Consider the following 14369-nt stretch of genomic DNA (forward strand, 5'->3'; position numbering starts at 1 on the left):
GGAGTAGACTCCGGATTTGTCGCTTTATTTTTCAACCGTATTTCTAAACTACATCAGTAACAGAAGAAGGGAAGCCAGCATGAAAATCCATGAGTATCAGGGCAAAGAGATCCTCCGAAAATTCGGAGTGACCGTTCCGCGCGGCATTCCATGCCTGTCGGTCGACGAGGCTGTCAAAGCAGCTGAAGAGCTGGGCGGACCGGTCTGGGTGGTCAAGGCCCAGATCCATGCTGGCGGCCGTGGTAAAGGCGGTGGCGTGAAAGTCGCCAAGTCGCTGGAGCAAGTGCGCGAATACGCGAACCAGATCCTGGGCATGCAGCTGGTGACCCACCAGACCGGTCCGGAAGGCCAGAAAGTCCGCCGCCTGCTGATCGAAGAAGGCGCCGACATCAAGAAAGAACTGTACGTCTCGCTGGTCACCGACCGCGTCACCCAGAAAGTCGTGCTGATGGCCTCCTCGGAAGGCGGCATGGACATCGAAGAAGTTGCACACAGCAACCCGGAAAAGATCCACAACGTCGTGATCGAGCCGAGCGTCGGCCTGACCGATGCGGATGCCGACGACATCGCCCGCAAGATCGGCGTGCCGGAAGGCTCGATCGCCGCTGCCCGCGCGAACCTGCAAGGCCTGTACAAAGCGTACTGGGAAACCGACGCATCGCTGGCTGAAATCAACCCGCTGATCCTGACCGGCGACGGTAAAGTGATCGCCCTGGACGCCAAGTTCAACTTCGACTCGAACGCCCTGTTCCGTCACCCGGAAATCGTCGCCTACCGCGACCTGGACGAAGAAGATCCGGCCGAAGTCGAAGCATCGAAATTCGACCTGGCGTACATCTCGCTGGACGGTAACATCGGCTGCCTGGTGAACGGCGCCGGCCTGGCCATGGCCACCATGGACACCATCAAGCTGTTCGGCGGCGAGCCGGCCAACTTCCTGGACGTCGGCGGCGGTGCAACCGCCGAGAAGGTCACCGAAGCCTTCAAGATCATGCTGAAGAACCCGGGCCTGAAAGCCATCCTGGTCAACATCTTCGGCGGCATCATGCGCTGCGACGTGATCGCCGAAGGCGTGATCACCGCATCGAAGGCCGTGTCGCTGCAAGTGCCGCTGGTCGTCCGCATGAAGGGCACCAACGAAGACCTGGGCAAGAAGATGCTGGCCGACTCCGGCCTGCCGATCATCTCGGCCGACACCATGGAAGACGCAGCGAAGCAGGTCGTTGCCGCCGCTGCTGGCCAAGCCTAATTCGCAAAGGAAATAACATGTCGATTCTGATTAACAAAGACACCAAAGTCATCACCCAAGGTATCACCGGCAAGACCGGCCAGTTCCACACCCGCATGTGCCGCGACTACGCGAACGGCCGTGAAGCCTTCGTCGCAGGCGTGAACCCGAAGAAAGCCGGTGAGGACTTCGAGGGTATCCCCATCTTCGCGAGCGTCAAGGAAGCCAAGCAGAACACCGGCGCGAACGTCTCCGTGATCTACGTTCCGCCGGCAGGCGCCGCTGCCGCGATCTGGGAAGCCGTCGAAGCCGAGCTGGACCTGGCAATCTGCATCACCGAAGGCATCCCCGTCCGTGACATGATGGAAGTCAAGGACCGCATGGCCAAGGCCGGTTCGAAGACCCTGCTGCTGGGCCCGAACTGCCCGGGTCTGATCACGCCGGACGAGATCAAGATCGGCATCATGCCGGGTCACATCCACAAGAAAGGCCGCATCGGCGTCGTGTCCCGTTCGGGCACGCTGACGTATGAAGCCGTCGGCCAGCTGACCGCACTGGGCCTGGGCCAGTCGTCGGCAGTCGGCATCGGTGGCGACCCGATCAACGGTCTGAAGCACATCGACGTGATGAAGATGTTCAACGACGATCCGGACACGGACGCCGTCATCATGATCGGCGAGATCGGCGGCCCGGACGAAGCCAATGCTTCGTACTGGATCAAGGACAACATGAAGAAGCCGGTCGTCGGCTTCATCGCCGGCGTCACCGCGCCGCCGGGCAAGCGCATGGGCCACGCCGGCGCGCTGATCTCGGGCGGTGCGGATACCGCCGACGCCAAGCTGGAGATCATGGAAGCCTGCGGCATCAAGGTCACCAAGAACCCGTCGGAAATGGCTCGTCTGCTGAAGGCGATGCTGTAATCCTGCGGTTTCGGATCCGATGAAACGGGACGCTTCGGCGTCCCGTTTTTTTTTGGTGCGCCCAGCATGGGCGCACTCTTGTGGGTGGAAGTCCCGCCGCGAGCTGACCACAGCGAGCGAAGCGAAGCGCAACTGCACGAGGGCGACCGACTGTGGGGAGGAAGCGTGGAGCGAAACTGCGAGCCGATGAACAAGAATCGGATACAAGGCGCTGCCGAGCAGGGCGAGCGGGCCAAAAACCGCGAAGCTCTTGTGGTCAAGGCGAAGCGGCGTAGATCCGGCGGTTGTGCAGGGAAGGAGTGCGTTCTTACCTGGGGAGATCTCGCCTCACGCCTGAAAGGGCGACGAAAAAAAATCGGAGCGAGAAGTCAGCAGAGGCCGTAGTAGCTGAGTTTTTTTTTTTTTTCAGCGAAGGGCCGAACGAGTAGGAGTGTCCAACAACGTGTCGATGAACTGTGTACGGCATCAGATGCCCGCAAAAGCGGGGCGGGTCGCGGCAAGGCGGGGTGAAGCCCCGTCCCAAGCGTCCAGCGATGAAACACGGCTCCCGCGACAGGGACTGGAAGGCACAGGGCGAGACTTGCTCACGCAAGCGCTCGCGAGGGAGAACATGCAACGCGCGTGGAAACGCGTGAAGGCGAACAAGGGAGCCGCAGGCGCCGACGGTCTGGACATTGCCCAAACCGGACAACGCCTGAAGCACGCTTGGCCCACCATCAGGCAGCAACTGATGGAAGGCACGTACCGGCCCATGCCGGTACGGCGCGTCGGCATACCGAAGCCGGACGGGAGCGAGCGTGAACTGGGGATACCCACCGTGACCGACCGTTTGATTCAGCAGGCGCTGTTGCAGGTGCTGCAACCCCTGATCGATCCCACTTTTAGTGAACACAGCCACGGGTTCCGGCCCGGCCGTCGTGCGCGAGATGCCGTGCTTGCAGCACAGTGGTACGTGCAGCAGGGCTACCGCACCGTGGTCGACGTCGATCTGTCGAAGTTCTTCGATCGAGTCAACCACGACATTCTGATCGACCGTCTAGGGAAACGCGTGAAGGACGCCGGAATCATCCGGCTAGTGCGCGCCTACCTGAACGCGGGCATCATGAATGGCGGCGTGGTGCTCGAGCGGGGAGAAGGGACGCCGCAAGGCGGTCCGCTTTCTCCGCTACTGGCCAATGTGCTTCTCGACGAGGTGGATCGTGAGCTGGAGCGACGGGGACACCGCTTCGCCCGCTATGCCGATGACTGCAACGTGTACGTGCGCAGCCAGAAGGCAGGCGAGCGGGTGATGGCTCTGCTCAAGCGTCAATATGACAAGCTGCACTTGAAGATCAACGAATCGAAAAGTGCGGTAAGCCAGGCGTTTGGCCGCAAATTTCTCGGCTACGAGCTTTATATGACCGGAAAAGGCGAGGTAAAACGTGCGGTGTCGAAGAAGGCGCAGGAGGCGTTTCGGCAAAAGATCAGAGAACTCACCCGCCGGTCCGGCGGACGCAGCATCATGCAGGTGATTGAAAGCCTGCGCTCTTATGTGCTGGGATGGAAAGGCTACTTCGGTCTGGCGCAAACCCCAAAGGTCCTAAACAGGCTGGATGAATGGATGCGGCACCGGATGCGAGCACTTCACCTCAAGCACTGGAAGCGAGGGACGACGATCTACCGTGAACTGCTGAAGCTAGGGGCAAAACCGAACGTTGCACTGCTGGTGGCAAGAAACAGCCGTCGCTGGTGGCATAACAGCAAGTTTGCCTTGAACAATGCGCTAACGATTGCCTACTTCGACCGTCTTGGCATGCCACGCCTCACCTAACCTCAACTACTCGAACCGCCCGGTGCGGACCCGCACGCCGGGTGGTGTGGCAGGGGACCGGCCAGACAACTGGCCGCCCCTATGCCGATTGCTGACAATTTTTGTCGTAACTCAACAAAAACGGTCGGGGTGACAATTTTCGCCATGCCGGCGTGACAAAAATTGTCATGCGGCAATGCAAAAAATACGCGAAAACCCACAATTCGATGGCACTGTGCTAACGATTCCGTACGGAAACGAGCTGGCACGCCCATTGCATAGTGTAAGGGCAGAAGCAGGCAGTAACCAGATACGCAGTACCCCTTAATTTTGCAGTGCCCCACCTGGAGAGACATCATGAAAGCACCGAAAATCGTCAAGAAAGCCCAAGCCGGCTTCACCCTGATCGAACTGATGATCGTTGTCGCGATTATCGGTATCCTGGCCGCCGTGGCCATTCCGGCTTACCAGAACTATGTTGCCAAGTCGAAGTTCACGGCTGCGCTGGCTGAAGTGTCGGCTGGTAAGACCGGTTTCGACGTCAAGATGAACGACGGCACGGCCCCGGCGGACCTTACTGAAGTCGGCCTGCAAGCTTCGACGACCAACTGCGCGATGGAGCTGAAGGACACGACCGGTGGTGGCCTGGTTTGCACGATCGTCGGTGGCCCGGCTGTCGTGAAAGATTCGAAGATCACCCTGACCCGCGGCACGGATGGCACCTGGTCCTGCGCAAGCGACATCGCCGACGCTGCCGACAAGGCGAAAGTCGCCGGCACGACTTGCACCGGCAGCTAATCTGTCCTGACTCAACGGACATAGCGTCAAGGAGCCGCCCAGTGTAAGCTGGGCGGCTTTTTTTATTACCGGATCGAACGAGGTCTAGCGTGCTTACGACGGGAACCCATCCATCGGCGCTGTTGCGGATGCGCTTCACGGCGCTGCTGTGCCTGGCGCTGTTGGCCAATTTCATGGTGGTGGCCGGCCACGATCACCAGCGCCTCGTCCAGATCGGCACCGTGCTGCTGGGCGGCAGCATCGCCCTCGTCGAGCGCAAGACCCTCTCCAGCCTGTTTTCCGGACGCCCCGGCATGGCGCTGGCTGCGTTCTTCCTGCTCGGCATCCTGAGCACCGCGGCGGCCTTCTCGCCGCGCTTTGCCGCCTTCGAAGTCGCGAACCTGTTTTTGCTCTACGTGCTGGCCGCCATGGCCGCGGCCGAGATCGCGCGCAACGGACAACCGGCCCTCCTGCTCGTCCTCCGCTGCCTGGGCGGTATGTGCGCGTTTTATGTCTTCCTGTTCATCGTCGCGTATGTCGGCGGCCTCAGCCTCGGTATCCCGCTGGCCCGGGACGACTTCACGACCAACTTCAGCAACATCCGTTTTTTCAACCATACGCAGACCTCGACGTTGCCCCTGCTGATCCTGCTGTGCTGCCTGACGCCGCGTGCGTCCAGGTTGCGCTGGCTGTGGATGGCGGTGGCGACGTACTGGTGGATGGCGTTGTATGCCACGGCGGGCCGCGGCACGCTGGTGGGCATGATGGCCGGTTGCGCCGTCGCCGCCGTGCTGGCGCGGCGCCGCGCCGCGCCGTACCTGCGCCACGTCGCCACGACGGCGGCACTGGGCCTGGTCGCGTACTTCTTCTTCCTGACCGTCGTGCCGGCGTTGCTCGGTGCCGCCGGCATGAGTTCGTTTTCGTCCGCGTTCCAACGCACGGCCGCCGATCCGGCGTCCGGCCGCATGCTGCTGTGGCGGCTTGCCGCCACGCTGATCGAACAGCATCCGTGGCTTGGCGTCGGACCCATGCATTTCGCACACCATGCCGGTTATCTGCACATCGGTGCCCATCCGCACGACTGGCTGTTCCAGGTTGCCGTCGAATGGGGATTGCCCGCCCTTGCGTGCCTGCTTGCCGCCATCGCGTACGGGCTGCGCGCCCTGCTGCGATCCGGCGCGCGCGTCCGCGACGACGACGGCGCCAACCAGGCCATCTTCGCCGCGCTGCTCACGGGCGCCGTGGCGATCCTCGTCGACGGGCTCGTGTCCGGCATTTTCGTGATGCCGCAGAGCCAGCTCGCCGTCGCGTTGTATCTCGGGTGCGCCATCGGCTGGCACCGGATCGCCGGCCCGGCGCTAACCGCCGTACCGGGCGGCGTCCGCTATGGCGTAAGTGCGGTGTGCATCGTCGCGGCAATGGTGGGGGTGGTCGCCGGCGCAGGGCCGGATGCCGGCGCCAGGCTGCGCAGCGAGGATCCGACGCCGGCGCAGCAGGCGCTCAACACAGGCTCGCAATGGCCCCGCCTGTGGAAGGCCGGTTACTTCTGATCAGACGATCTTCTGGCGATCCGCCAGCAACGCCTCATACGTCAGGTTCTGCAACAACGTGTAGTGCACGGGATTGAGGCTGACGAACTGGACGCCGTATGCAAACCCCTCGGCCTGTTCCGGCCCGCCCGACAGGGCACTGATGTTGCGCACCGCCGCGCGCGTGCGGACGCGGATTTCCTGGTTGTTGGGCGGGGCCAGCAGCGCGAATTCCAGGTCGATTTCGTCCTCGTCCTGGGGCAGGCTCTTCTTCGATTCGATGCGCGCGCCGTTCACGCTCAGGTTAGTCAGCAGGCAGTCGGCGCCTGGGACGGTCGCGTTTTTCGGGATGACCTTGGCGGGGATGTCGACCTTGACCCGCATCGCCGTGCGCAGGCTCGTGCCCTGGATCGTGCGCGGGAAGGAGATGTGGGCATACAACAACGGCCGGCCGAACACGCGCTCGACCGTGCATGCGAACGAGCACACGTGGATGCCCGAGAATACGCGCATCGTCACGCGCTCGCCCTCGACCAGGGGAATCGGCGCGCCGTTGTCCATCGGGATCTTGACGATCAGGTATTCGTCCTTCAACCAGCCGATCAGCGTGGAAAAATGCTGCACGGGTTTCAGGCGCCGGTGCGTGATGAATTGCAGGCGTACGCCGACCTGCAGGTTCATCGATTCGAATTCGAATTCCTGGGGTTTGAGTTCGCGGTCCGCTTGCGGGTCGTTCATGATGTTTTCATCTTCGTAAGCGACCAATAGTAGCACTGGGGCAATTCTTTGGAAACGAAAAAAACGCCTGTACGTACAGGCGTTTTTCGTCATCCAGGCAAGAATACTGCGCGGATTTACTGCTTCAGGTGCTGGTCCAGCCAGCCGATCACGGTGTGATGCCACAGCACGGAGTTGGCCGGCTTCAGTACCCAGTGATTCTCGTCCGGGAACACGAGCAGCTTGCTGTCGATGCCGCGGCGCTGCAGCGCCGTGAACGTGGACAGGCCCTGGGTCGTCGGGATGCGGAAGTCGAGGTCGCCCTGCACGACGAGCATCGGCGTCTTCCACTTGTTCACGTGCAGCACCGGGTTGAAGCGCTCGTGCTTGTCCGGTACGGCGAAGTACGGACCGCCGTTTTCCCAATCGGTGAACCATTGTTCTTCAGTGGAATACGCCATGCCGCGGGTGTCGAACACGCCGTCGTGGTTGACGATGCATTTGAAACCATCGGACCAGTTACCCTCGATCCAGTTCATCATGTAGCCGCCATACGACGCGCCCAGCGCGCACGCGTGCGAACGGTCCAGCCAGGCGTACTTCGCCGTCGCCGCGGCCAGGCCTTTCTTGAGGTCCTCGAGCGGCTTGCCGCCCCAGTCGCCGCTGATCGCGTCCGTGAACTTCTGGCCGTAGCCGGTCGAGCCGTGGAAATCGATGAACACGGTCGCGTAGCCCGCGCCCGCGTACACCTGCGGGTTCCAGCGGTAGCTCCAGCCGTTGCCGAAGCTGCCCTGGGGGCCGCCGTGCACGAGGAAGGCGATCGGATATTTCTTGCCCGGCTCGTAATTCCACGGCTTCATCACGTAACCATGGACGGTATCGCCGTTCGCGCCCTTGAACGAAAACTGTTCATAGTCGCCCCAGCGTACGTCGGCCAGCTTCTCCTCGTTCACATGGGTCAATTGCTTGGATTGCGTCGTGCCCAACTGCATGCCGAACAGTTGCGCGCCCGATGCGAGGTTCGTTTGCGTGAAAGCGATGGTATTGCCGCGCACGTCGAAGCCGCCGATGGAACCCTTGTCAGTCAGCGGCGACACTTTGCCGCTGGCCACGTCGATCGCAAACAGGCGATGCTGGCCGATGTCCTCGGCGTCCGCGATGAGCGTCTTGCCGTCGGCCGTCCACTGGATACTGCCCGGCGAGCGGTCCCAGCTGTCGGCCACGTTGCGCTTCTTGCCGGTGGCGAGATCGAGCAGCACGATGTGGTAGCGGTCCGCCTCGAAGCCGGGACGGGTCATGGCCAGGTAGGCGAGGGTGCGGCCGTCCGGCGAAAACACCGCTTTCGTATCCCAGGCGTTATTGTCGGCAGTCAGGTTGCGCGGCGTGCCGCCCGTGGCGGCGACGGTGTACACGTCGAAGTTCGTCGACCACGCCTCGGTCTTGCCCGCGATGCGGACCGAGAACACGACGGTCTTGCCGTCCGGGCTGAAGCGGAATTCCTCGCGGTCGCCGAACGGTTTCGACGGCACGTCGCCGTCGAGCGCGCCCGACAGGCTGACGGGCGTGCCGTTCACGCGGCCGGCCGCATCCAGCGGCGCCGCGTACAGCACGTTGTTGCGGCCGTCCGACCACGTGTCCCAGTGGCGCACGAACAGGCGGTCGTAGACCTTGCCGCTGGCCTTGTCCTTCTCTTTCGCATCCACGCGCGCCTTCGTGCAGGCGAGGTCGGCGCAGTCGCGGAATACGGCCATGCTGAGCAGCATGCGGTCGCCCGTCGGCGCGACGCGGAAGGCGTCCACGTCGAGCGGCAGATCGGTCACGCGGACCGCGTCGCCGCCGGCCGCCGGCACGCGCCACACCTGGCCCGACCCCGATCGCGCCGACAGGAAGTAAATCGCGTCGCCGTTCGGCGACCATTCCGGATCCGTGCTGCTGGCGGCATCCGACGTCAGGCGTTGCGGCGCCGGATTGGCGGCGCGCAGGTCGACCAGGTAGAGGTCGGTATGGCCGCGGTTCTTGCCCATGTCGGTCGTGCGCACCGTGTAGACGACGCGGCCGCCGTCCGGCGACACCGCCGGGCTGCCGACGCGTTCCATCGTCACCAGGTCTTCGACCGTGAATCCGCGCGGTGCGGCCGTCGCGCCGAGCGCCGTGCCCGTCAGGGCGGCGGCCAGCGCCAGCATACGTAATTTCATCCTGTCCTCTCGCTTGTGGCTTGTGAATACACGGCTGCGCCTGTTGGCTCAGCCGGTGAAAGGCAGCAATTTACCACGCGAAAGATGGAGCAGGGAACGGCCTCAGAACTCTTCCCACTCGTCCGCAGCGGCCGACGCCTTCGCGGGCGCGCGTGCCGGCGCCGGCTTGACGACAGGTGCCGGCTTCGGTGCCGCCAGCGTCGCGGCACGTTTCGCGGCACGGACCGGCGCCGCCGGTGCAGCCGCCTTTACACGGTCGTCGAGGCGGAACACGCTGACCAGCTCCGCCAGCTTGCCCGCCTGGTTCTGCAGGGCTTCCGACGCGGCCGCGGCTTCCTCGACGAGGCCCGCGTTCTGCTGGGTCACGTTGTCCATCTGGCAGATCGCCTGGTTGATCTGCTCGATGCCGCTGGTCTGCTCCTGGCTGGCGGCGCTGATCTCGGCCATGATGTCCGTCACGCGCTGGATGCTTGAGACGACCTCGTGCATCGTGCTGCCGGCCTGGTCGACGAGCCTGGTGCCGATCTCGACCTTGTCAACGGAGTCGCCGATCAAGCCCTTGATTTCCTTGGCCGCGGCGGCCGAGCGCTGGGCCAGCGTGCGCACTTCGCCCGCGACGACCGCGAAGCCGCGGCCCTGTTCGCCGGCGCGCGCGGCCTCGACTGCCGCGTTCAGCGCCAGGATGTTCGTCTGGAACGCGATGCCGTCGATGACGGTGATGATGTCCACGATCTTCTTCGACGAATCGTTGATCGAGCCCATCGTCTGCACGACCTGCGCCACGACGTCGCCGCCCTGGCCGGCCACGGTCGACGCCGTCTGCGCGAGCACGTTGGCCTGGCGCGCGTTGTCGGCGTTCTGCTTCACGGTCGACGTCAGCTCTTCCATCGACGACGCCGTTTCCTCGAGCGAGCTGGCCTGCTCTTCCGTGCGCGACGACAGGTCCAGGTTACCGCTCGCGATTTCGGCGGAGGAGGAAGCGATGGCGTCCGTGCCCTGGCGCACCTCGCTGACGATGCGGGCCAGGCGGTCGCGCATGGATTTCATCGCGAACAGCAGGCTCGTCTCGTCGCCGGCGCGCAGTTGCACGTCGGTGCCCAGGTCGCCGGCGGCGATGCGGCCTGCGACTTCGGCTGCATAGGCGGGCTCGCCGCCCAGCTGGCGCGTGAAGCTCCGGGTGATCAGGATACCGAAGCCGGTGCCGAGCAGGGCGCTGAGCGCGACCAGCACGAGCAGCGTGGCGCGGCTGTTTTCATATGCGTTCTTGTTGCTCAGATTGGTTTCCTGGGCCATCGCTTCCTTGTTATGGGCCAGATCCGCCAATTTGGCGTCCAGGTCTTGCGACTTCGGCAGCATCGTGCCGAACAGGTAGTCGACGGAATCGCGCTTCGTCTCGAGCGGCTCCGCTTTCACGCGCTTGACCAGGTCCGCGATCATGCCGTCGAAGTCGCGCAGCTGGGCGTCGGCTTCGGCAAAGATGCGCTTGCCTTCGTCCGAGTGGAACAGCGGACGCGCCTTGTCGAGGTTTTCCTGCAGCTGCTGCCTGTACTTGTCGGCGTTGGCCAGCATCCTGGTGCGCTGGTCGTCGGTCGACGCCAGCATGGCGCTGCGCAGCGAACGGCCGAGGGAGACCTGGTTCAGATCGGCTTCCTTGACGTAGGAAATGCCCAGCAATTCCTTCTGGTACATGCGCTTGGCGCGCTCGTTCATCTGGGTCATGTTATAGATCGCAATGCCGGCGACGATGGCGCCGAGCACGACGACGGCAAGAAAACCAAGGGTCAGCCGGGTCGCGACCTTCATCTGCTTGAACATGGCACATCTCCTGATGATGAGTTCAGGTAAATGTTAATTGATGTGCGGAAATAATTCGTGAGAATTCGGGTCCGTATGTACGATCTGGCGCGTTTTTCCAACACTTACTTAAATGCCTGCTTAGTTCGATATCTGTTCAATAAAAGATCGTTGAGTAGAGACCTATTTCTTGGGATTTTTCCGGAACACGATCGGTTGCGCCGGCTGCCACACGGCGTCTTGCTGTGTTCGCTGCGCATGCATGACGATCGCCTGCACGTCGTCATGCCGCGCCGACTTCGCGCACACCGGGTCCGCGTTTGCGGCGTCGCCCGTCAGCGCATGCGCCTGGCAGCGGCAGCCGCCGAAGTCCTTCGCCTTGTCGTCGCACGTGCGGCACGGATCCTTCATCCAGGCATCGCCGCGGTAGCGGTTGAATGCGTCGCTGTGGTACCAGATGTCCTTCACGCGCGTGTCGCGCACATTCGGAAAATCGATGCCCGGCAATGTGCGGGCCGCGTGGCAGGGCAGGGCGGTACCGTCCGGTGCAATGCCGAGGAATACGCCACCCCAGCCGTTCATGCACGCCTTGGGCCGCGCCTCGAAATAGTCGGGCACGACGAACAGGATGCGCATCTTGTTGCCGATCCTCGCGCGGCATGCATTCACGACGCTTTCCGCACGCGCGACCTGCTCCCGCGTCGGCATCAGCTGGTCGCGGTTGACGAGCGCCCAGCCGTAATACTGCGTGTTGGCCAGTTCCAGGTACTCGACGCCCATCTCGAGCGCCATGGCTATGATCCGCTCCACGTGGTCGAGATTGAAGCGGTGCAGCACGACGTTCAGCACCATCGGATAGTCGTACTGCTTGATGAGCCGGGCGACGCGCGCCTTCAGGTCGAACGTTTTCGTGCTCGACAGGAAATCGTTCAGTTCGCGCGTCGAATCCTGGAACGACAGCTGGATGTGGTCCAGCCCCAGTTCCTTCATGCGCGCGAGGCGCGATTCGGTGAGGCCGATGCCGGACGTGATCAAATTCGTATAAAACCCCAGCCGGCGGCCTTCGCCGACCAGTTCTTCGAGATCGTCCCGCAGCAGCGGCTCGCCGCCCGAGAAGCCGAGTTGCGCGGCGCCGAGCTGGCGTGCCTGGCGCATTACGTCGAACCATTGCTCGGTCGTCAGTTCGGTGCGGTCATTGGCGGAATCGACCGGGTTGTAGCAGAACGGGCAGTGCAGCGGGCAGCGATAGGTCAGCTCGGCCAGCAGCCACAGCGGCGGCGCGATGGCGGGGCGGAAGGTCGGGGCGTTCATGATGGGCTCACACGATCCAGCCGCGCTCGCTGGCGACGCGCAGGAAATCGTCGACGTCCTCGCGCAGGCCGCCGCAGTTGAACGCCTGTTCGAGCTCGCCGACGATGGCCGGCACGGTACGGGCGCCATCGCAGCGTTTCAGGATCTCGGCGGCGCTCTGGCTCAGCTTGACCATCCCTTCCGGATACAGGAGCACGTAGTTGCCTTGGGCCTCTTCCCACTGCATGCGGAAGAGGCGCGACAGGGCGGGTTGATCGGGAACGGTGTGCATGGCTTGCCTCCTCAGGGATAGGCCTTCTCGATGGCGTCGAGCATGGACCACAGGATGTCGAGCTTGAATTGCAGGATCTCGAGCGCGCGCTCCTGCTGGGCGCGGGTGGTGAAATGGCCGAGCGTCACTTCCAGACCGTGCTCGACGTCGCGCTCGGCGAGCGAGATGCGGCTGCGGAAATACTGCAAGCCATCGGGATCGATCCACGCGTAATGCGTCGGCCAGTTGGCCAGCCGGTCCTTGTGGATCTTCGGCGCGAACATCTCCGTCAGCGACGAGCACACGGCTTCCTGCCACGGCGCCTGGCGCGCAAAATTGACGTACGCATCGACCGCGAAGCGCACGCCGGGCACGACGTGCTTGTGCGACCACAGCGCGTCGCGCGTGAGCCCGACGGCTTCGCCGAGCCGCACCCACGCCTCGATACCGCCGTCGTTATCTCCCCAACCGTCATGGTCGAGGATGCGGCGCACCCACCGGCGCCGCGTGGCGCGGTCCGGGCAATTGGCGATGATGGCGCCATCCTTTTGCGGGATATTGACCTGGTAATAAAACCGGTTGGCGACCCAGCCGCGGATCTGGTCCGGGCCCAGCAGGCCCTCGTTCATGTTGACGTTGAACGGATGGTGGATGTGGTAGCCGGCACCCCGTGCGCGCAATTGCGCCTCGAACTCGTCGCGGCTCCATGCTTCGGTACTCATATCGTGATCTCCATGCCGTCGAACGCGACCTCGATGCCGTGGCGCGCGAGCAGGGCGCGTTCGTCGGAGTCTTCGTCCAGGATCGGATTCGTGTTGTTGATGTGGATGAGCACCTTGCGCCGCGCTCCAATCCCGTCGAGGGCGGCGATCATGCCCCCGTCGCCCGATTGCGGCAGGTGGCCCATGTCGGCCGCCGTTTTTTGGGAAAACCCCAGCGCGATCATCTCGTCCGCGTGCCAGAACGTGCCGTCGACGAGCACGCAATCCGCTGTCTGCAGCGCGGCGTCCACTTGCGGATCGATTGCGCCAAGGCCAGGTGCGTAGAACACGGATTTGCCTGTTTGCGTGTCTTCGATCAGCAGGCCGATGTTGTCGCCCGGGTGCGGATCGTTGCGGTGGTCGGAATACGGCGGTGCCTTGCTGTTCAGTGCGAGGGGCGTGAAACGGATGCCGTCGATGCCGGGCACGTGAAGGCCGTCTTCGATCGGCAGCTCATGCCAGCGCACGCCGCAATAGTGCGACAGCACGGGCACGAGCGGCAGACCCTGGTTGAGTTCGCGCCAGACCGGTGCGGTGCAATAGAGCGGTAGTTCTTTCCCTTCGCGCAGCATCAGGAGGCCGGTGACATGGTCGATCTGCGCATCCATCAGCATGACGGCGGCGATGCCCGTATCGCGCTGGCCGCGTGCCGGCTGCAGGGCCGGTGTGGCGCGGATCTGCGCGAGGATATCCGGCGACGCGTTGATCAGCACCCAGTCGGTCCCGTTGGCCGACACGGCGATCGACGATTGCGTGCGCGCCGTCGCGCGGAGGGTGCCGTTACGCAGGCCAGCGCAATTGCGGCAATTGCAGTTCCACTGCGGGAAACCGCCTCCGGCTGCGGAGCCTAATACGACGATGTTCATGACGGGGATCCGGTAAGCCCGCGGCGCTGCCGCGGGCGTGGGCTGCATCAGCGATTCGCGATGTACATCGTGATTTCGAAGCCGAAACGCCAGTCGATGAATTCGGGTTTGGTCCAGGCCATGGTTGTCTCCTTGATCGTTGGATGGGTTATGAATGCGCGGCGCGCAGTCAAGGAGGAATTCGCAATATCCATGCCACATGGCCGGCGCTGTCTCGCCGGGGCAGGCCTGT

At 63.3% G+C, this 14369-nt stretch carries 13 protein-coding genes; 5 read left to right on the top strand and 8 right to left on the bottom strand.

Annotation, left to right across the window (positions count from 1 at the left end; translation table 11 throughout):
* Positions 1-79 precede the first annotated feature (79 nt).
* The 5 genes from sucC (at position 80) to ACEN9G_RS15620 (ending at position 6264) form a co-directional block, all read left to right on the top strand.
* Positions 80-1249: an ADP-forming succinate--CoA ligase subunit beta gene (gene sucC, locus ACEN9G_RS15600; RefSeq protein ID WP_056124707.1), complete on the top strand. Its 1170-nt coding sequence runs from the start codon at positions 80-82 to the stop codon at positions 1247-1249.
* A 17-nt stretch (positions 1250-1266) separates the two neighbouring features.
* Positions 1267-2148 carry a succinate--CoA ligase subunit alpha gene (gene sucD, locus ACEN9G_RS15605; protein ID WP_413342075.1) on the top strand — a complete coding sequence of 294 codons (882 nt, stop codon included), beginning with the start codon at positions 1267-1269 and terminating at the stop codon, positions 2146-2148.
* Positions 2149-2596: 448 nt separating this feature from the next.
* Positions 2597-3958: a group II intron reverse transcriptase/maturase gene (gene ltrA / locus ACEN9G_RS15610; protein WP_413345805.1), complete on the top strand. Its 1362-nt coding sequence runs from the start codon at positions 2597-2599 to the stop codon at positions 3956-3958.
* Positions 3959-4294: 336 nt separating this feature from the next.
* On the top strand, positions 4295-4735 hold the full coding sequence (locus ACEN9G_RS15615) for a pilin (protein ID WP_413346089.1): 441 nt from the start codon (positions 4295-4297) through the stop codon (positions 4733-4735).
* An 89-nt stretch (positions 4736-4824) separates the two neighbouring features.
* On the top strand, positions 4825-6264 hold the full coding sequence (locus ACEN9G_RS15620; RefSeq protein WP_483126747.1) for an O-antigen ligase family protein: 1440 nt from the start codon (positions 4825-4827) through the stop codon (positions 6262-6264).
* Here ACEN9G_RS15620 and ACEN9G_RS15625 read toward each other — a convergent pair whose 3' ends face one another.
* The 8 genes from ACEN9G_RS15625 to pqqA form a co-directional block, all read right to left on the bottom strand.
* Positions 6265-6981 (bottom strand): flagellar brake protein, encoded by a 717-nt coding sequence (locus tag ACEN9G_RS15625; protein ID WP_413344423.1) that lies wholly within the window; start codon positions 6979-6981, stop codon positions 6265-6267. It abuts the gene before it with no gap.
* Positions 6982-7097: 116 nt separating this feature from the next.
* The gene (locus tag ACEN9G_RS15630; protein WP_413344425.1) at positions 7098-9143 is read right to left on the bottom strand and encodes a S9 family peptidase; all 2046 of its coding nucleotides are present in this window, start codon (positions 9141-9143) and stop codon (positions 7098-7100) included.
* A 114-nt stretch (positions 9144-9257) separates the two neighbouring features.
* Complete coding sequence (locus ACEN9G_RS15635) at positions 9258-10970, bottom strand: methyl-accepting chemotaxis protein (RefSeq protein ID WP_483126749.1); 1713 nt, start codon at positions 10968-10970, stop codon at positions 9258-9260.
* A 162-nt stretch (positions 10971-11132) separates the two neighbouring features.
* Positions 11133-12260 carry a pyrroloquinoline quinone biosynthesis protein PqqE gene (pqqE, locus tag ACEN9G_RS15640; protein WP_413337306.1) on the bottom strand — a complete coding sequence of 376 codons (1128 nt, stop codon included), beginning with the start codon at positions 12258-12260 and terminating at the stop codon, positions 11133-11135.
* A gap of 7 nt (positions 12261-12267) precedes the next feature.
* The gene (gene pqqD / locus ACEN9G_RS15645) at positions 12268-12531 is read right to left on the bottom strand and encodes a pyrroloquinoline quinone biosynthesis peptide chaperone PqqD (RefSeq protein WP_413337305.1); all 264 of its coding nucleotides are present in this window, start codon (positions 12529-12531) and stop codon (positions 12268-12270) included.
* 11 nt (positions 12532-12542) lie between these two features.
* Positions 12543-13232: a pyrroloquinoline-quinone synthase PqqC gene (pqqC, locus tag ACEN9G_RS15650; protein ID WP_413337304.1), complete on the bottom strand. Its 690-nt coding sequence runs from the start codon at positions 13230-13232 to the stop codon at positions 12543-12545.
* A complete protein-coding gene (gene pqqB / locus ACEN9G_RS15655) occupies positions 13229-14137 on the bottom strand; it encodes a pyrroloquinoline quinone biosynthesis protein PqqB (protein ID WP_413337303.1) in 909 nt (302 codons plus the stop codon). Before pqqB ends, pqqC begins: the two co-directional genes overlap by 4 nt.
* A gap of 47 nt (positions 14138-14184) precedes the next feature.
* Positions 14185-14259 (bottom strand): pyrroloquinoline quinone precursor peptide PqqA, encoded by a 75-nt coding sequence (gene pqqA, locus ACEN9G_RS15660; protein WP_081984033.1) that lies wholly within the window; start codon positions 14257-14259, stop codon positions 14185-14187.
* Positions 14260-14369: the final 110 nt, after the last annotated feature.

It is taken from the genome of Massilia sp. Masssp94 (assembly GCF_059491305.1).

Excerpts from the sequence above, each read along its gene's own strand:
- pqqD (WP_413337305.1), bottom strand. The coding sequence starts at position 12,531 with ATGCACACCGTTCCCGATCAACCCGCCCTGTCGCGCCTCTTCCGCATG.
- sucC (WP_056124707.1), top strand. The coding sequence starts at position 80 with ATGAAAATCCATGAGTATCAGGGCAAAGAGATCCTCCGAAAATTCGGA.
- pqqE (WP_413337306.1), bottom strand. The coding sequence starts at position 12,260 with ATGAACGCCCCGACCTTCCGCCCCGCCATCGCGCCGCCGCTGTGGCTG.
- ACEN9G_RS15635 (WP_483126749.1), bottom strand. The coding sequence starts at position 10,970 with ATGTTCAAGCAGATGAAGGTCGCGACCCGGCTGACCCTTGGTTTTCTT.
- ACEN9G_RS15630 (WP_413344425.1), bottom strand. The coding sequence starts at position 9,143 with ATGCTGGCGCTGGCCGCCGCCCTGACGGGCACGGCGCTCGGCGCGACG.
- ltrA (WP_413345805.1), top strand. The coding sequence starts at position 2,597 with ATGAACTGTGTACGGCATCAGATGCCCGCAAAAGCGGGGCGGGTCGCG.
- ACEN9G_RS15615 (WP_413346089.1), top strand. The coding sequence starts at position 4,295 with ATGAAAGCACCGAAAATCGTCAAGAAAGCCCAAGCCGGCTTCACCCTG.
- pqqC (WP_413337304.1), bottom strand. The coding sequence starts at position 13,232 with ATGAGTACCGAAGCATGGAGCCGCGACGAGTTCGAGGCGCAATTGCGC.
- sucD (WP_413342075.1), top strand. The coding sequence starts at position 1,267 with ATGTCGATTCTGATTAACAAAGACACCAAAGTCATCACCCAAGGTATC.
- pqqB (WP_413337303.1), bottom strand. The coding sequence starts at position 14,137 with ATGAACATCGTCGTATTAGGCTCCGCAGCCGGAGGCGGTTTCCCGCAG.
- ACEN9G_RS15625 (WP_413344423.1), bottom strand. The coding sequence starts at position 6,981 with ATGAACGACCCGCAAGCGGACCGCGAACTCAAACCCCAGGAATTCGAA.